A 17,427-nucleotide genomic window follows, 5' to 3' on the forward strand; every position below is an offset into this window, starting at 1 on the left:
AGGCGACCGCCGGGCCCGCCGGGGCGGCTTCAGGAGCCGGCCGCGACCACGATCCGGGCGTCGTCGGGCAGCCGCCGGGTGACGCCGCGCCGGTCGAGCAGCTCCAGCAGCGGCACGGCGACGCGGCGGGTCGTGTCCAGCGCCTGCCGGGCGGCGCTGAGCGTGAACGGCTGCGGCAGCCCGGCCAGCACCCGGACGGCCTCGTCGACCGCCCCGGGCAGCAGCACCACGTTCTCGGCGAGCCGCAGCAGCGCGCCCGCCCGCACGGCCGCGCCGATCTCCCGGGGCCCCAGCCCCAGGGCGGTGAGACGCTCCGCCTCCGGCGCCCGGAACGGGCGGTCGGCGTACTCGGCGCGGACCCGGGCCACGGCGCGGGCCACCGGCTCCGGCAGCGCGTCGGCCGCCGCGGCGGTGACCCGCCCGGCGTGCGCGCGCAGCGGCGGCCGGACCAGCGCCTCGACCAGCGCCCGGTCGGGCAGCCCGAGGCGCTGCCGCAGCAGCTCCACCGGCGCGCCCGGCTCCAGCGGGTGCTCCCGGGCGTGCCGGGCGACCTCCCCGGCCAGCCGGACGCCGAGCCGCCGCCAGTGCTCCGGGTCGGCCAGCCAGTCGCCCGCGACGGGCCGGCCGGTGACCTCCACCCCGGTACGGGCCAGGTCGGCGGCGCGGGCCAGCCCTCGCCGGCGCAGCTCGCCGGCCAGGTCGGGACGGCCGTCCACGCCCGCCAGCACGGCCGCGCGGGCGGCCGCCGCGCCCCGGCGGGTCAGCGGCGGCGGCGCGACGTCCAGCACGGTCACGCCACCGGCCACGTGGTGCCGGCCCGGGTCGCGCAGCAGCGCCCGGTCGCCCACCAGCAGCGGCAGCGGCCGGGCCAGGCGCAGCCGGACGGTGTCCGCGCCCAGCGGCCGCACCCGGGCCGGCACCGCCGCCGCGCCGACGTGCAGGGTCAGCGTGGCGGGCAGCTCCGCCGCCGGGTCGCCGGCCAGCCGGACGTCCAGCAGGTCGGTGTGGCGGAACCGGCCCGGGGTGAGCAGCGCGTCGCCCCGGCCCAGCCGGTCCCGGGGCGTGCCGCGCAGGTTCACCGCCACCCGGGCGACCGCGTCGACCTCCGGCCGGGCCTCGCCGAGGCGGTGCAGGCCGCGCACCCGCACCGGCTCGCCCGTCGAGGCGAGTTCCAGCTCGTCGCCGACGCGCAGCCGGCCGGCGCCGAGGGTGCCGGTGACCACGGTGCCGGCGCCCCGGACGGTGAACGCCCGGTCCACCCACAGCCGCACCGGCGCCTCGGTCGCGGGGGCGGGCAGCCGGGCGGCGAGCCGGTCCAGGGCCGCCCGCAGCCCCGGCAGGCCGGCCCCGGTGACCGCGCTGACCGCCACGGTGTCGACCGCGGCCAGGGAGGTGGCGGCCAGCTCGGCCCGGGCCCGGGCCGCCGCCGGCCCCGGATCGGCCAGGTCCGCGCGGGTCACCACCAGCAGGCCGTACGACACCCCCAGCGCGTGCAGCGCCGCCAGGTGCTCGGCCGACTGCGGCATCCAGCCCTCGTCGGCGGCGACCACGACCAGCGCGGCGGGCACCGGGCCGACGCCGGCGAGCATGTTCGGCACGAACCGCTCATGCCCCGGCACGTCGACGAACGCGACCGTCCCGCCGGACGGCAGGGCGGTCCAGGCGAACCCGAGGTCGATGGTCATGCCCCGGCGGCGCTCCTCGGCCCACCGGTCGGGCTCCATCCCCGTCAACGCCCGGACCAGTGTCGACTTGCCGTGGTCGACGTGCCCGGCGGTGGCCACCACGAACACGTCTCAGCCGTCCCCCGGCACCCGCAGCACGGCGGCGCGGACGGTGTCGTCGGCGTCGGCGGGGACGCAGCGCAGGTCCAGCAGCAGCCGGCCCCGGACGACCCGGCCGAGCACCGGCGGGTCGCCGACGCGCAGCGGCTCGGCGTACCGCTCGGGCAGGGCGAGCGCCCACGACGCCAGCTCGACGCCCGGGGCGCCACCGCCCCCGACGACGGCGCCGGCGGGCACCACCTCCGCCTTGCACCCGTCGGCGGCGAGGCCGTCGCGCAGCCGCTCGACCCGCTCGCGCAGCGCGTCGGCGTCGGCGTGCAGGGCCGCCCGGGTGGGCGTGGCGGGGTCGGCGAGGGTGGCCGCGAGCGCGGCGAGGGTCAGCTTGTCCACCCGCAGCGCCCGCGCGAGGGGATGCCGGCGCAGCCGTTCGACCAGGTCGGCGGCGCCGAGCAGCAGCCCGGCCTGCGGCCCGCCGAGCAGCTTGTCGCCGCTGGCGGTGACCAGCGCGGCCCCGTCCCGCAGGGTGCCGGCGGCGTCGGGCTCGTCGGGCAGCAGCGGGTCGGGGGCGAGCAGCCCGGAGCCGATGTCGGCGACCACCGGCACGCCGAGGGTGGCCAGCCGCCGCACCGGCACCGCCGAGGTGAAGCCGGTGACCCGGAAGTTCGACGGATGCACCTTGAGCACGAAGCCGGTACGCGGGCCGAGCGCGGCGGCGTAGTCGTCGAGCGTGGTGCGGTTGGTGGTGCCCACCTCGCGCAGCCGCGCCCCCGTGCTCTCCAACAGGTCGGGCAGGCGGAACCCGTCGCCGATCTCCACCAGCTCGCCGCGGCTGACGACGATCTCGGCGTCGGCGGCCAGGGCGGTGGCGGCGAGCACCAGGGCGGCGGCGCCGTTGTTGACCACGTGCACCGCGCCGGCGGCGGGCACGGCGGCGGCCAGGGCGTCGAGGGCGTCGCGGCCGCGCCGGGCCCGCCGGCCGGTGCGCAGGTCCAGCTCGACGTCGGTGTGCCCGGCGGCGGCGGTGACCGCCGCGACGGCGGCCGGCGACAGCGCGGCCCGGCCCAGGTTGGTGTGCAGCACCACCCCGGTCGCGTTCAGCACCGCCCGGGGGCCGGGCGCGGGCAGGGCGGCCAGCGCGGCGTCGCGTACCGCCTCGGGGGTGATCTCGCCCCGGCGGGCCAGTTCCTGCGCCCGCCGGACGGCGGCCTTGACGCGGTCGCGGCCCACGGCCGTCGCCGCGGCGGCCAGCCGGGGGTCGGCGAGCAACGCGTCGGTGCGCGGCACCCGCCGGCGCGGATCCGCCGCGACGTCCCCCATGGCCCCCTCTTCCGCAGCGTGGCGGAGACGGACGGGAATCGAACCCGCCTGGCCCGGATCCCGGGCCACACCGGTTTTGAAGACCGGGAGGGGCACCAGCCGCCTGAACGCCTCCACGCAGCAGTGAACCACAGGCCCCGTTGGCGGGTGCGGGCAGCGTCAGCCCTCGGCGGCGCGCCGCCGGTCGAGGCGTTCCCGCTGCGGCAGCACCGTGTACTTCGGATCCCTCGCGGAGGCGACGCCGCCGTGGAAGATGCCGAACCTGGTGGCCACCGAGGCGCCCAGCAGCGCCGCCCCGGACAGCGCGGAGACCGTCCGGCTGCGCCGACCCAGCAACGCGCCGGCCACCCCGGCCGCGGTGAGCGCCCGCCCGGCGCGCAGCAGCCGGCCCGCCCGCCCGGTGCGGTATGGCTCGCTGAGCAGCCCGAGGCGGGTCTCCACCCGGTGCGAGCCGAACAGTTCCAGGGCGGCGCCGGCCACCGCCATCCGGCGGGCGGGGCCGGCCTGCGCGGTCGGTGCGGCGAGCAGCCCCACGCCGGCGCCGCTGGCCAGCGCGCTGCCCGCGAAGATGGCCGGCAGCTCCGGGTACGCCTCGTGCCAGGACGGCACGGCCGTGTCGGCGAGCAGCACGCCGGTGTACGTGGCCAGCGCCGGCGCGGTCACCGCGGCGGCCAGCCCGGCGGCGTGTCCCACCGGCGGCAGGACCCGTCGGGCGAGCCCCGGCAGCCCTCGGTCGGGCAGCCACGCCGCGCCCTCGGCGACCGCCGCGATCCCGGCGGCCGGGCCGAACGCGCTGAGGATCCAGGTGCCCACGGACATCGGCGACGTCGGCTTGGCCACCCGCAGCATGTGGTGGAACCGGGCCGGCCGCCCCAGATCCCTGATCAGGAAGACGGTGCTGGCGGTGACCGCCGCCAGCGAGGTGACCCGGCCGGCGCGGCGCAGCGCGGGCCGCCCGGTGGCCTGCCCGCCCGCCGCGAGCAGCGACGAGCCGGCGGCCAGCCCGCCGGTGAACAGGTACGCCGCGATGTCCCACTTCCACACCGGTGCCTTGAGGATCGGCCGCCCGTAGTAGGAGGTGAACTCGGCCTCGGGGACGCGCAACTCCTCGCCGCCGCGCCGCCTGCGCCCACCACGCTCCCGACTCACGAGGAACCTCCCACGAACGCGGCGACGGCCGCCGCCGCCATCGCCAGGGCGGCCAGGCCGGCCCGCTTCCACATCCTCGGCAGGTCCCGGGTGGTGACCACCGGGTCCGGCGGCAGGCCGTACACCTCGGGCTCGTCGAGCAGCAGGAAGAACGCCCCGTCGCCGCCGACGCCGTCGTCGGGGTCGTGCCCGTAGAGCCGGGCCTCCGGCACGCCCCGCTCGTGCAGGGTCGCCACCCGCGCCGCGGCCCGCTCCCGCAGCTCGTCGAGGGGTCCGTACTGGATGGACTCGGTGGGGCACGCCTGCGCGCAGGCGGGGGTCTTCCCCGCCCCGATCCGGTCGTAGCACAGGGTGCACTTCCACGCCCGGCCGTCGCCCTCGCGCTGGTCGATGACGCCGTAGGGGCAGGCGGAGATGCAGTAGCCGCAGCCGTTGCAGATGTCCTCCTGCACCACCACCGTGCCGAACTCGGTGCGGAACAGCGAGCCGGTGGGGCACACGTCGAGGCAGGCCGCGTGGGTGCAGTGCTTGCAGACGTCCGACATCATCAGCCAGCGGAAGTCCGTGCGGCCCTCCGCGCCCCCGCCGCGCCCCGGCGGCTGCGCCCCGGGCATCCCCAGGAACTCCGGCCCGGCCGTCCGGCCCGGTGGGGTGGGGCGCCCGGCCGGGCGGGGCTGCTCGACGAACGCGACGTGCCGCCACGAGTTCGCGGTCAGCGCGCCGGTGTTGTCGTACGACATGCCGAGCAGGTCCAGCCCCGAGCCGGGGACGTCGTTCCACTCCTTGCAGGCCACCTCGCACGCCTTGCAGCCGATGCAGACGCTGGTGTCGGTGAAGAACCCCATCCGGGGTGGCGCGTCGGCCCAGCCCGCCTCCGGGGCCGGATCCAGCGGCCCGGACAGGCTGTGCGGGTCAGGAAGCATCACGGCCCTCCCCGGCACCGTCGGCGGCGGCCGGCGGGGGAACCGCCCCCGGGGTGAGCGTCGGGGCCGGATGGCCGGGGACGATGCCCGCCCGCCGCTGGTAGTCGGTCACCAGGTCCAGCAGGGCGGAGCCGGTGGGCCGCCGGCCGGGCCGCACGTCGCAGGTACCGATCTTGCTCTCCTGGATCAGCACGTTCGGGTCGAGGGTGATCCCGAACAGGTCGTTGGCCGAGTCGCCGGTCACCAGCCCCTCGAACCCGAAGTGGTACGGCAGCCACACCTGGTGGATCACCCGGCCGTCCACCCGCAGCGGCGTCAGCCGGTCGGTGACCAGCACCTTCGCCTCGATGACCGCCCGACCACTGACCAGGTGCGCCCAGCCCAGGTGCTCCAGGCCCCGCTCGGCGGCCACCTGCGGGGACACCTCGACGAACATCTCCGGTTGCAGCTCCGCCAGCGGACGCACGGTGCGGCTCATCCCGCCCGCCGTGTGGTGCTCGGTGAGCCGGCTGACCGTGAACACGTACGGGAACACCTGGCTGTGCTCCTGCGGCGGGCTCGGGTTCACCGAGTTCACCGGGTGCGCGTACACCTTGCGGGTGGGGTTGGCCTGCTGCCGGTAGAGCGGGTTGCGCACCGGCGACTCGGCCGGCTCGTAGTGCGTCGGCAGCGGGCCGTCGAGCACACCGCTGGGCGCGTACAGCCAGCCCTTGCCGTCGCCCTGCATCACGAACGGGTCGTCGCCGGCGATGCCCTCCGGGCCGGACGCGCCCTCCGGCGGCCGGTACGTCGGCGGTTTCGTCTTCTCGAAGTCCGGCACGTCGTAGCCGGTCCACTCCCCCGCGTCCGGGTCCCACCAGACGTAGCGCTTGCGCTCGCTCCACGGCCGGCCCTGCGGGTCGGCGGAGGCACGGTTGTAGAGGATGCGCCGGTTCGCCGGCCACGCCCAGCCCCACTCCGCGGCCACCCAGTCCTGCTCGTGCCGGGGCTTGCGCCGCGCCGCCTGGTTGACGCCGTCGGCGTACACCCCGGAGTAGATCCAACAACCGACGGCGGTGGAACCGTCGTCGCGGGCCTCGGCGAACGTGGACAGCGGGCGGCCGGTCGCCACCTCGTAGCCGTTGATCTCGCGCAGCACCGCCTCGGCGCTCGGCTCGTCGTGCGGGCCGTGCGTGGGGTAGTCCCAGGCCAGGTCGAGCAGCGCCCGGTCGCGCGGCAGGTCGGAGCCGGCCAGCTTCTCCCGCAGCCGCCGCCCGAGATGGTAGAAGAACCACAGCTCGGAGCGGGCGTCGCCCGGCGGGTCGACGGCCTTCTCCCGCCACTGCAACAGCCGCTGGGTCTGGGTGAAGGTGCCCTCCTTCTCCACGTGCGAGGCCGCCGGCAGGAAGAACACCTCCGTCCCGCACCGCTCCGGCACGATCTCGCCGGTGGCGACCTCCGGGCCGTTACGCCAGAACGTCGCGCTCTCGATCATGAACAGGTCGCGGACCACCAGCCAGTCGAGGTTGGCCATGCCCAGGCGCTGGGCCCGGCCGTGCGCCGACCCGACCGCCGGGTTCTGGCCGAGCAGGAAGTAACCCTTCACCTTCCCGTCGATCATGTTCAGCACCTGCTGGTACGTGCCGTGGTCGCCGGTCATCCGGGGCAGGTACCCGTAGCAGAAGTCGTTCTCCGGCGTCGCCGCGTCCCCCCAGTACGCCTTGAGCAGACTCGCCGCGTAGGCGCGGGCGTTGCCCCAGAAGCCCTTCTGACCCGGGTGGCGGATGCTGTCCACCCACTCGTCGAAGGTGGGGTGGTCGGCGTGGTGCGGCATCGGCAGGTAGCCCGGCAGCAGGTTGAACAGCGTCGGGATGTCCGTGGAGCCCTGGATGCTGGCGTGCCCGCGCAGCGCCAGGATGCCCCCGCCGGGGCGGCCCATGTTGCCCAGCAGCAGCTGGATGATCGCGCCCGTACGGATGTACTGCACGCCGACGCTGTGCTGCGTCCACCCCACCGAGTAGATCAGCACGCCGGTGCGCTCCCGACCCGAGTTGGCCGTCCACGCCTCGGCCAGCTCCAGGAACCTCTCCCGCGGGATGCCGCAGACCCGCTCCACCATCTCCGGGGTGTAGCGGGCGAAGTGCCGCCTGAGGATCTGGTAGACGCAACGCGGGTGCTGCAACGTCTCGTCGCGTTCGACCTGCCCGCCCACCTGGGCGCCGTGCGACTCGTGGCGCAGCCCGGCGGCGGTGTCGCGCTCCTTGGCGGTGTGCCCGCTGCCGGAGTCGGACTCGTGGCCCGCGTACTGCCAGGAGTCCTGGACGTAGGAGCCGGTCTCCGGGTCGAAGCCGGAGAAGAACCCGTCGCCGTCCTCGGTGTCGACGAACCGCTCGCTGACGATCGTCGCGGCGTTCGTGTACGCCAGCACGTACTCCCGGAAGTCCAGCTCGTTCTCCAGGATGTGCCGCACCACGCCACCGAGCAGCGCGATGTCGGAGCCCGCGCGGATCGGCAGGTACGTGTCGGCCAGCGCGCTGGTGCGGGTGAACCGCGGATCGACGTGGAACACCTTGGCGCCGCGCCGCTTCGCCTCCATCACCCACTGGAAGCCCACCGGATGGGCCTCGGCCATGTTGGAGCCCTGGATGACGACGACGTCAGCGTTGGCGACGTCCTGCTGGAAGTCCGTCGCGCCACCGCGACCGAAGCTGGCCCCCAGACCGGGGACGGTGGCGGAGTGTCAAATGCGGGCCTGGTTCTCGATCTGGAGCGCCCCCATCGCCGTGAACAGCTTCTTGATGAGGTAGTTCTCCTCGTTGTCCAGCGTCGCCCCGCCCAGGCTGGAGATGCCCAGCGTCCGGTTGAGCGGCCGGCCCTGGCTGTCGACGTCCTCCCACGTCTCGGCACGGGCGGCGAGGATCCGGTCGGCGATCATGTCGAGCGCGACGTCGAGGTCGAGATCCTCCCACTCGGTGCCGTAGGGGCGCCGGTAGCGGACCTTCGTCTGCCGCAGCGGGCTGGTGACCAGGCTCCTGCTGGCGGAGCCCTTCGGGCAGAGCCGCCCCCGGGAGATCGGGCTGTCCGGGTCGCCCTCGATCTGGGTGACCCGGTCGTCCTTGACGTACACGCGCTGCCCGCAGCCGACCGCGCAGTAGGGGCAGACCGAGCGCGCCATGCGGTCGGCGGTCTCGGTGCGGGCGGTCAGCCCGGCCGAACGCGCCGACTGCGCGGCGGCGCCCCGGCCCAGCGGGTCGGTGCCGGTGAGCTGCCGGTAGACCGGCCAGCCCTCGATGAAGGTCCGCAGACCCATCCCGCGACACCCCCTCCCGCGGCCCCGACGCCGTCGACGCCTCGAACACTAGGGCAGCCGGCACGCGCCCGCGACCCGAGCCCGCCATCACCACCCGCCCGCCGCCGTCCGCGCCCCACGACCGCTTTCTTTCACGTACGCGAAACCGGCGCCACCCGAGCCGGACTGGCTCGGGCGACGCCGGTTCGTACCTGCTCGGGACGTGCCGTCGGCCGGCACCCGTGTTCGGGTGCCGGCCGGCGGTCCCCCTTGTGGTGGAAGGTCTGTGTCAGCTGTTCCAGTGCTCGGTGACGAGGTCGGCGGCCTGCTGCTCCCACTGCGCGTAGTGGTCGGGGTAGGCCGACACCTGCACCGTCTGCGCCGCCTTCGTCAGCGGCATGTCCTGCCACCCGTCGACCTGCTTGAGACCCTTCAGGAACGCCATGGTCGAGTACTCCGGGTCGGTGATCTGCTCCACCGTGCCCCAACCCGAGGACGGGCGCTGCTGGAACAGGCCCTGCGAGTCATGGTCGTTGCGCTCACCCAGATGACCCAGGTTCTCCAGCTTCGACTCCTGCAACGCCGTCGCGATCGCCACCACAGCGGCACGCTCGTCCATCCCGGCCTTCTTCGTCGCCGCGACGATCGCCTTCACGTTACCGACCTGCTCGTCCGACAGATCGATCCGCGACTGCGCACCCTGCACACCGTGCGGAACCAGCTTGCCCTTGTCCACGCCCGGCTTGTCGGCCTGCACCGCCACGGTCACGGGCGTGCCCTCGACCGGCGAGGCGGCGTGAGCGGCAGCCGGACCGGCGAACACACCACCGGCAAAGGCCAGACCAGCAATACCCAGAACGCTCTTACGCATGATCGTGTTCACGATGGGCTCCATTCGGGGGGAAGGCACCCACGAGCCGAAGGGGGTCGGCAGCAGGGGTGCAAGCACCGTCCGGCGCTCAAGGAAGCTCAAGGAAGCTCAAGGGGAAAAGATCAGACCGACCAGGATCTCGCCGGGGCGGGGGACGCCCTCGCGTCGGCCGGACCATGTGTAACGACCGCCGGCCCGCCGTCATTCCGGGCCCGGCACCCCCGCCCGCAGGCGGCGACGTGCCCTCACTCGGCCGTACGCAGGGTGTAACGACCCCGACCCCGCCACGATTCCGCACCCACGATGCCCCCGATCACACCCCGAAACCGGACACCCGACCCGACACCCGACACGCCGGACACCAGGCGGCCCAGGACGTCGGCACACGCCGGGCACACGCCGCAGACCGAACGCTCGGGCGCAAACCGGATCGTCGGCGAGCGGCGCCGATACGAACAGGGCGGCACGGACGACGCGCAACCACCGACGGGGTGTGGCCCGCCGTGCCCGGCGCAGGGATCAAGCCTGACCGCCCGGAGCCGGGCACGGCGGGCCACACCCCCACCACGACGGCACCGCATCCTGACCACCCGAACCCGGCCACGGCGGACCACACCCCACCACGACACAGAGCAGGCCAGAAGAAAGGCCCGAGAACCCCGCAGGCCACACCCCGCCCACCACCAGCACCGACAATCGCGGAACCGGGCGTACCCTGACAGCATGCACGGCCTCTCCCCCACCGCGACCCGCGTGGCCCACCTGGCCCGCCCGGGCCGGCCCGCCGTGGTGACCCGGACGCTCGCCGAGCTCACCGGTCCCACCCGAGGCGTCGTGGAGCTGCCCGTGCGGCTGATGTGGAACGCCGACCGCACGTTCGACCTGGGCGACCCGGACGAGCTGCTCTGGATGTACGAGAACGTCCTGCGGGAGACCACCCGCGCCGAGGACCTCCGCACGCTCATCAACGGACGCACGCTGCGCCGGGTGTGGCGGCTGCTCAACCTGCCCCGGGGCGTCCGCCAGGCGTGGGAGAGCCGCCACCGGGGGCTGCGTACCGCGTGAACACCCCGCACCCGCACGAGTTCTATCGCGAGGTGGCCCGGGTGGCCCTGTCCGCCGCCGGGCCCTACCGGTTCGTGCTCGGTGGCGGGGTGGCCTGGGCGGCGCACGGGCTGGTGACCCGCCCAACCGAGGACGTCGACCTCTTCGCCGACGTCGAGGGGGCGGCCGCGGCGGCGGCGGACGGGGTGCGGGCGGCGCTGGAGCGGGCCGGCTACGAGGTGAGTGACGCGGATCCCGACAGCGAGCTGGGTGACCTGTTCGACGGCTTCGACCGGGACCTGAAGGACTTCGTGGTGGCCCGGGCCGGGCGGCGGATCCGGCTCAGCCTGGCCCGCCTCGACCGGCACCGCAGTCCCGTGGTGATGGACCTCGGCCCCGTCATGGACGTCCGCGACCTGATGGCCAACAAGACCGCCGCCCTGGTCAACCGGCGGGAGGTCCGGGACTACATCGACGTCGCGGCGGCCCTGGCGCAGCACGACGTGGCGGAGCTGCTGGAGCTGGCCCGCCAGCTCGACCCCGCGCTGGACGAGGCGGACGTGCGGGCAGCCGGCCGCTACCTGGACCGGCTGCCCGACCGCCGCTTCGCCCGCTACGGCCTCGACGCCGCCGCCGTCGCCCGCCTGCGCGCCCGCCTCGCCGCCTGGCCCCGCTGACGCGGCGGCACGGCGGGCCTACTTGGTGGGGCGCCCGCCGGTGACGCCGAGGATCTCGCCGGTGACGTAGCTGGACTCCTGGGAGGCGAAGAAGACGTACGCGGGGGCCAGCTCGGCCGGCTGGCCGGGGCGGCCCTCCGGGGTGTCCTGACCGAACTGCTCGACCTTCTTCTCGGGCATGGTCGCCGGGATCAGCGGCGTCCAGATCGGGCCGGGCGCCACCGCGTTCACCCGGATGCCCCGGTCGGCCAGGTCGGCGGCGAGCGCCTTGGTGAAGTTGGCGATGCCGGCCTTGGTGGTGGCGTAGTCCAGCAGTTGCGGCGACGGGTCGAACGCCTGGATCGACGAGGTGTTGATGATGGCCGACCCCTCGGCCAGGTGCGGGATCGCGGCCCGGCAGAGCCAGAACATCGCGTACAGGTTGGTCTTGAGGACCCGGTCGAACTGCTCGTCGTCGATGCCGAGGATGCCCTTGTCCTGCGACATCTGGTAGGCCGCGTTGTTGACCAGGATGTCGATCCCGCCGAGGTCGCGCACCGCGCGCTCGATCAGCTCCTCGCAGTGCCGCTGGTCGGTGATGTCGCCGCGCACCGCGACGCCCCTGCGGCCGGCCTCCTCGACCAGCCGCACCGTCTCCCGTGCGTCGGCGTCCTCCTCCTGGCCGAGATAGGAGATGAGCACGTCGGCGCCCTCCCGGGCGTACGCGATGGCGATCGCGCGGCCGATGCCGGAGTCGCCGCCGGTGATCACCGCCCGCCGGCCCGCCAGCTTGCCGCTGCCGTGGTACGACTCCTCGCCGTGGTCCGGCTTCGGGGTCATCTCCCGAGTCGAGCCGGGCGGCGTCTGCTGCTGCTTCGGTTGCCCCTCCTGCTGGCCGTACTGGCTGGTGGGGTCCTGCTGGGTGTGCTGGTCCTCGGTCACCGACGTCTCCTCGCGCACCGGTCGGGTCTGGTCCCCCACCGCCCTACCCTGCGGAGGCGGGCGGAAACTGGGCCCACGGTGTTACACCGAACGACCTGCAGGCGCTGGTGGTGTGAAACACCTCGGGCTGCTGTGGCAGGAGTGACGTGCCGCTCGTTATGGTGCGCTCGGCGCCTCGCAGGCGCCCGAACCCCCATGGAAGGGCACGTCATGACCTCTCCCTCCGGCCCGTCGCGTCGGACGGTGCTCGCCGCCGCGGCCGCGGCGGCGAGCGTCCCGCTGATCGCCGCCACCCCCGCCCAGGCGGCCGGCGCGGCCCGGTCGCGAACCTGGGACCTCACGATCCTCGGCACCTCGGACACCCACGGCAACGTCTACAACTGGGACTACTACCGCGACGCCGAGTACGACGACAGCAAGCACAACGACGTCGGCGTCGCCAAGCTGGCCACCCTGGTCAACCAGATCCGCGCCGAGCGGCGCGGCAGGGCGACGCTGGTGCTCGACGCCGGCGACACCATCCAGGGCACGCCGCTGGCCACCTTCTACGCCAAGCAGGAGCCGATCACCACCACCGGCGCGACGCACCCGATGGCCAACGCCATGAACGTGCTCGGCTACGACGCCGTGACCCTGGGCAACCACGAGTTCAACTACGGCCTGCCCCTGCTGGCCAGGTGGATCTCACAGCTCGGCTTCCCGGCGCTGGCCGCCAACGCCGTCAACGTCGCCACCGGCAAGCCGGCCTTCCTGCCGTTCGTCATCAAGAAGGTCTCCGTCGGCTTCGCCGCGCCGCCGCTGCGGGTCGGCATCCTCGGCCTGACCAACCCCGGCAGCGCCATCTGGGACAAGGCCAACGTCGAGGGCAGGCTGCGGTTCGACGACATGATCGACACGGCAAGGAAGTACGTGCCGATCATGCGGGAGCGCGGCGCCGACATCGTGCTGATCTCCGCCCACGGCGGCGACAGCGGCACCTCCAGCTACGGGCCGGAACTGCCGATCGAGAACCCGACGGCGCTGATCGCCGAGCAGGTCCCCGGCATCGACGCGATCCTCTTCGGCCACGCCCACGCCGAGGTCGCCGAGAAGTTCGTGACCAACACCGAGACCGGCGAGCGGGTGCTGCTCACCGAGCCGTCGAAGTGGGGCCAGCGGCTGAGCCGGATGGACTTCACCCTGGCCCGCGAGAAGGGCCGGTGGAAGATCACCAAGAAGTCCGCCGCCCTGCTCAACACCAACACCGTCGTCGAGGACCCGCAGGTCCTGGCCGCCGTACGGGCGCAGCACCAGAAGACCGTCGCGTACGTCAACCAAGTGGTGGCCCGCTCCACCGTCGAGCTGTCGGCGGCTGAGAGCCGGTACAAGGACACCCCGATCCTGGACTTCATCAACCACGTCCAGACCGAGGTGGTCGGCAAGGCGCTCGCCGGCACGTCCTACGCGGCCCTGCCGGTGCTGTCGATCGCGGCGCCGTTCAGCCGCACGGCGGTCTTCCCCGCCGGCGACGTGAAGATCCGCGACGTGGCCGGGCTGTACGTCTTCGACAACACCCTCGAGGCGGTCGTGCTCAGCGGCGCCGAGGTGCGCACCTACCTGGAGTTCTCGGCGAAGTACTTCCGGACCCTCGCCCCCGGCGCGCCGGTGGACACCGAGACGATCAGCGACCCGGCGGTGCCGGACTACAACTACGACGTCTTCTCCGGCCTGGACTACGACATCGACATCTCCCGGCCGGTCGGCCGGCGCATCACCCGCCTGGTGCTGCCCGGCACCGACACGCCGGTGGCGGACAACGCGCAGTTCGTGGTGGCGGTGAACAACTACCGCCGTAGCGGCGGCGGCAACTTCCCCGGCATCGTGAGGACCCAGGTCTACAACGAGCAGCAGGAGATCCGCCAGCTGCTGATCGACTGGGCGCAGGCCAGGGGCGTGATCGACCCGGCCGACTTCCACCAGCCGAACTGGCGGCTGGTGCGCGAGGGCGTGCCGGTCTTCTGACCGACGATCACCGGACGGGCCGTGGGCGGATCGCCCGCGGCCCGTCCGCGTACCGGCCCGGTGTCCGTGGACGGGTGGGGCGCAGACCTGTCAGGCCCCGTGGCGCAGGTCCCACCGGTCCTCGTCGGCGGGCTCGGGCCGGTCCCGGCGCGCCTCGGTCTCGGTCAGCGCGACACGCTCCTCGGGACGGGCCGCCGGCGGCAACTCGCCGAAGCGCACGTGCCGCAGGAAGGCGTACTCGTCGTCGGTGAACGGCGACTCCGGTCGGTCCTCTGTCATTCGCGCGCTCCCCTCGTCGTGGCCATTCTGGGTCCGTCGTCCCGCGTCCGTCACCACCCCTAGAGCATCCTAGGATCCTGGATGGATGCTGCGGTCCTGGCGGGTCACGCGCCGATCAGGACGGCAGCGTGGCCGGCCGCGCCGGCAGCCGGTCCAGCAGCGCCAGGGCCGCCCGCACCGGGGCGCGGCCCAGCGTCTCGTCGAAGCTCGCCCGCCCCTGACAGAACCGGACGAACATCCGCCAGCCCGGCGGGGTCGCCAGCAGCGCGTGGAACACCTCCGGCCGCCGCGCGAACACGTCGAGCAGGCGGTGCCCGGCCCGCATCGACGGCACCAGGTCCCGCCGCACCCCGCGCTCGTACCCGGCGAGGTCGTCGGCCGCGACCGCCTCCCCGGCCAGCTCGCCGGAGCGCAGCGCGTAGCTGATCCCCTCCCGGCTCCACGGCTCCAGCAGCCCCGCCGCGTCGCCCGCCACGAGCACCCGACCCCGGCGCAGCGGGGAGTCGTCCGCGCGGCAGCGGGTCAGGTGCCCCGAGTCGTGCGCCGGCTCCACCCCCGACAGGCCCAGCCGGTCGACGAACGACCGCAGGTAGGCCCGCGTCCGCTCCCCGTCGCCCCGGGAGGCGATCACGCCGACCGTGAGCCGGTCGCCCTTGGGGAAGACCCAGGCGTACGAGCCGGGCAGCGGGCCCCAGTCCAGCAGCACCCGGCCCCGCCAGCGGGCCTGCTCCGCCGGCGGCACCGGCAACTCCAGCTCCAACCCCAGGTCGACCTGCCGGTGACGGACCCCGACGTGCCGGGCCGTCACGCCCGAGGAGCCGTCCGCCCCGATCACGGCCCGCGCGTGCACCGCCTCCCCGTCGGCCAGCCGCAGGCGTACGACCTCGGGGTCCTGCTCGACGGCGCGGACCGCGGCGCGCTCGCGGACCTCGGCCCCGGCGGCGACCGCGGCGGCGCGCAGCCGGTCGTCGAACTCCTCGCGGCGCACCATCGTCACGAGCGGCCCGCCGGGGTGCCGCCGGGTGAATCGGCGTCGCCCGTCGCGGGTGAACGTGACCCGGTCGACCCGGTCGTGGGCGGGCACCTCGATCCGCTCCCCCACCGCCGCCAGCGAGGTGCCGATGAGGCCACCCCCGCAGGTCTTGTAACGGGGGTGGGCGGCGCGTTCCAGCACGAGCGTGCGCAGGCCCGCGCGGGCGGCGGCATGGGCGGCGGAGAGGCCGGCCGGGCCGGCGCCGACGACGGCGAGGTCCCAGATGATCACCGGTGCAGCGTATGTCAGGAGGCCGTCCCCCGGCGGCGTCGACGCGGCCGGCCACCGCCCGATCGGGTGGGCATCTTCGGTCGGCCACCGGGTAACCGCGCGGCGCGACCGCCCGCGGGGCGGGCAAGGCGAAGGAGGACATCATGCGGCAGGTGCAACTGTCGGAGGTCGAGGAACGGGTGTACGACGCCGTCGCGGCGCTGGAGGCGCGCGGGCAGGTGCCGTACCCGGACCTGATCGCCGAGGAGGCAGGCCTGACCGAGGAGCAGTTGCATGCGCCGCTGCACCTGCTGACCGAGAAGAACCTGCTGCACCGGGAGGACTCGCCGATGGCCGGGCTGGACTTCGGCCCCCGGTTCTGCGCCCGCCAGATGGCGTGAGCCGACGGGCGCGCCGCGACGACTCGCCTCCCGGGGACCGGGGTAGCGGACAGCGATGCCCGGTCACCGGTCCACGGGAGGCCCGATGAGCGCGGCGCGTACGCCGCGACCGGCCGACGCCACCGCGTCGCCGGACGACAGGCGGCGCTGGCAGGCCCTCGGGGTCGGGCTGGTCGCCGCGTTCATGACCCTGCTCGACGTGAGCATCGTCAACGTCGCCGTCCCGTCGATGGACCGCGCCCTCGGCGCCTCCCCCAGCGACGTGCAGTGGGTGCTCTCCGGGTACGCCCTCACGTTCGGGCTGGTGCTGGTCTCGGCCGGGCGCTTCGGCGACGCGCGCGGCCGGCGGGCCGCGTTCGTCTTCGGGATCGCGCTGTTCACGCTCGCCAGCGCGCTCGCCGGGCTGGCGGCCTCCCCCGCGTGGCTGGTCGGCGCACGGCTGCTCCAGGGCGCCGCCGCCGGGGTGGTCAACCCGCAGGTCACCGGCCTGATCCAGGAACTGTTCCAGGGGCCTGAGCGGGCCCGCCCCTTCGGGCTGCTCGGCGCCACCATCGGCATCTCCACCGCCGTCGGGCCGCTGCTCGGCGGCCTGCTGATCGCCGTCGGCGGCGCGGAGCACGGCTGGCGGTGGGTGTTCTTCGTCAACGTGCCCGTCGGGGTCGTGGCGGTCGTCCTCGGCTGGCGGCTGCTCCCGGCCCGCCCGGCACGCCCGGCGGACCACCGGCGGCTGGACCCCGTCGGGGTGCTGCTGCTCGGGGCCGGCGTGCTGCTGGTGCTGCTGCCGCTGGTCCAGCAGCAGTGGCCGAGCCGCGCGAAGTGGCTGCTCGTACCGGCCGGGCTGGTCGCCCTGGCCGGATTCTGGGGGTGGGAACGGTGGTACGCCCGCCGCCGGGAGCCGCTGTTCGACCTGCGCCTGTTCGGCCTCCGGTCGTACGCCCTCGGGTCGCTGATCGCGCTGGTCTACTTCGGCGGGTTCACCGCGATCTTCTTCATCTTCACGCTGTACCTGCAGAACGGCCTCGGCTACAGCGCGCTGGTCGCCGGCCTGGCCATCACCCCGTTCGCCCTGGGCTCGGCCGCGGCGTCCGCGCTCGGCGGCCGGATCGTCAACCGCTTCGGCCGGCCACTGGTGGCGGTCGGGCTGCTCACCGTGGTGGTCGGACTCGTCGCGGTGACCGGCGTACTCGAACTTGCCTCGCCGGACGCGAGCGTGCCGTGGCTGACGGCGGCACCGCTGCTGGTCGCCGGGCTGGGCAGCGGCCTGGTGATCGCCCCGAACCAGACGCTCACGCTGTCCCAGGTGCCGGTGCCGGAGGCGGGCAGCGGCGCGGGCATGCTGCAGACCGGTCAACGCATCGGCTCCGCGGCCGGCATCGCCGCCGTCGGCTCGGTCTTCTTCTCCTCGCTGGCCGGCAGCGACGGCGACTACTCGGCGGCGTTCCGGCACTCGCTCCTGCTGGCCGCCGCGGTCATCGCGCTGGCGTTGGTCGCCGCCCTGGTGGACGTCGCCCTCGGCCGCCGCCACTGACCGCCACCCGCGCCGAGGGGT

General features: G+C 74.7%; 13 protein-coding genes, 1 tRNA gene and 1 pseudogene. 5 read left to right on the forward strand and 10 right to left on the reverse strand.

All coding sequences use genetic code 11. The features are described 5' to 3' along the window. Positions 1-29: 29 nt before the first annotated feature. The 7 genes and pseudogenes from selB to GA0070606_RS31420 form a co-directional block, all read right to left on the reverse strand. Positions 30-1,793 (reverse strand): selenocysteine-specific translation elongation factor, encoded by a 1,764-nt coding sequence (selB, locus tag GA0070606_RS31385; protein ID WP_091106974.1) that lies wholly within the window; start codon positions 1,791-1,793, stop codon positions 30-32. Between the two features lie 3 nt (positions 1,794-1,796). Next, positions 1,797-3,101 carry an L-seryl-tRNA(Sec) selenium transferase gene (gene selA, locus GA0070606_RS31390; protein ID WP_091106976.1) on the reverse strand — a complete coding sequence of 435 codons (1,305 nt, stop codon included), beginning with the start codon at positions 3,099-3,101 and terminating at the stop codon, positions 1,797-1,799. A gap of 19 nt (positions 3,102-3,120) precedes the next feature. Beyond that, a tRNA-Sec gene (locus GA0070606_RS31395) sits at positions 3,121-3,216 on the reverse strand. 44 nt (positions 3,217-3,260) lie between these two features. Continuing rightward, positions 3,261-4,250: an NrfD/PsrC family molybdoenzyme membrane anchor subunit gene (gene nrfD, locus GA0070606_RS31400; protein ID WP_245724891.1), complete on the reverse strand. Its 990-nt coding sequence runs from the start codon at positions 4,248-4,250 to the stop codon at positions 3,261-3,263. Next, on the reverse strand, positions 4,247-5,173 hold the full coding sequence (locus GA0070606_RS31405; RefSeq protein WP_091106979.1) for a 4Fe-4S dicluster domain-containing protein: 927 nt from the start codon (positions 5,171-5,173) through the stop codon (positions 4,247-4,249). Before GA0070606_RS31405 ends, nrfD begins: the two co-directional genes overlap by 4 nt. A gap of 75 nt (positions 5,174-5,248) precedes the next feature. Further along, positions 5,249-8,462 (reverse strand): annotated as a pseudogene (fdh, locus tag GA0070606_RS31410) (formate dehydrogenase); the annotation flags it as partial. A gap of 268 nt (positions 8,463-8,730) precedes the next feature. Next, positions 8,731-9,324: a hypothetical protein gene (locus tag GA0070606_RS31420; RefSeq protein ID WP_091108467.1), complete on the reverse strand. Its 594-nt coding sequence runs from the start codon at positions 9,322-9,324 to the stop codon at positions 8,731-8,733. Positions 9,325-10,035: 711 nt separating this feature from the next. On the opposite strand from GA0070606_RS31420, the gene GA0070606_RS31425 reads away from it, so the two are divergent. Then, positions 10,036-10,377, forward strand: coding sequence for a hypothetical protein (locus GA0070606_RS31425; RefSeq protein ID WP_091106984.1), 342 nt, complete (start codon positions 10,036-10,038; stop codon positions 10,375-10,377). Beyond that, positions 10,374-11,033: a nucleotidyl transferase AbiEii/AbiGii toxin family protein gene (locus GA0070606_RS31430; protein ID WP_245724892.1), complete on the forward strand. Its 660-nt coding sequence runs from the start codon at positions 10,374-10,376 to the stop codon at positions 11,031-11,033. Before GA0070606_RS31425 ends, GA0070606_RS31430 begins: the two co-directional genes overlap by 4 nt. A gap of 18 nt (positions 11,034-11,051) precedes the next feature. On the opposite strand, the gene GA0070606_RS31435 is transcribed toward GA0070606_RS31430, so the two are convergent. Further along, entirely contained in the window at positions 11,052-11,954 is a 903-nt protein-coding gene (locus GA0070606_RS31435; protein ID WP_091108469.1) for an SDR family oxidoreductase, read from the reverse strand. A 210-nt stretch (positions 11,955-12,164) separates the two neighbouring features. Here GA0070606_RS31435 and GA0070606_RS31440 point away from each other — a divergent pair, with 210 nt between their 5' ends. After that, a complete protein-coding gene (locus GA0070606_RS31440; RefSeq protein WP_091106989.1) occupies positions 12,165-13,955 on the forward strand; it encodes a bifunctional metallophosphatase/5'-nucleotidase in 1,791 nt (596 codons plus the stop codon). A 90-nt stretch (positions 13,956-14,045) separates the two neighbouring features. Here GA0070606_RS31440 and GA0070606_RS31445 read toward each other — a convergent pair whose 3' ends face one another. Continuing rightward, positions 14,046-14,234, reverse strand: a complete 189-nt coding sequence (locus tag GA0070606_RS31445; protein ID WP_091106990.1) for a hypothetical protein — start codon at positions 14,232-14,234, stop codon at positions 14,046-14,048. A 115-nt stretch (positions 14,235-14,349) separates the two neighbouring features. Next, positions 14,350-15,498 (reverse strand): geranylgeranyl reductase family protein, encoded by a 1,149-nt coding sequence (locus tag GA0070606_RS31450; RefSeq protein ID WP_091106993.1) that lies wholly within the window; start codon positions 15,496-15,498, stop codon positions 14,350-14,352. A gap of 143 nt (positions 15,499-15,641) precedes the next feature. Here GA0070606_RS31450 and GA0070606_RS31455 point away from each other — a divergent pair, with 143 nt between their 5' ends. Then, entirely contained in the window at positions 15,642-15,878 is a 237-nt protein-coding gene (locus GA0070606_RS31455) for a hypothetical protein (RefSeq protein WP_091106995.1), read from the forward strand. 85 nt (positions 15,879-15,963) lie between these two features. After that, complete coding sequence (locus GA0070606_RS31460) at positions 15,964-17,406, forward strand: MFS transporter (RefSeq protein WP_091106997.1); 1,443 nt, start codon at positions 15,964-15,966, stop codon at positions 17,404-17,406. The last annotated feature ends 21 nt before the right edge of the window (positions 17,407-17,427 follow it).

Origin of the sequence: Micromonospora citrea (genome assembly GCF_900090315.1) — a bacterium.
GTDB lineage: Bacteria > Actinomycetota > Actinomycetes > Mycobacteriales > Micromonosporaceae > Micromonospora > Micromonospora citrea.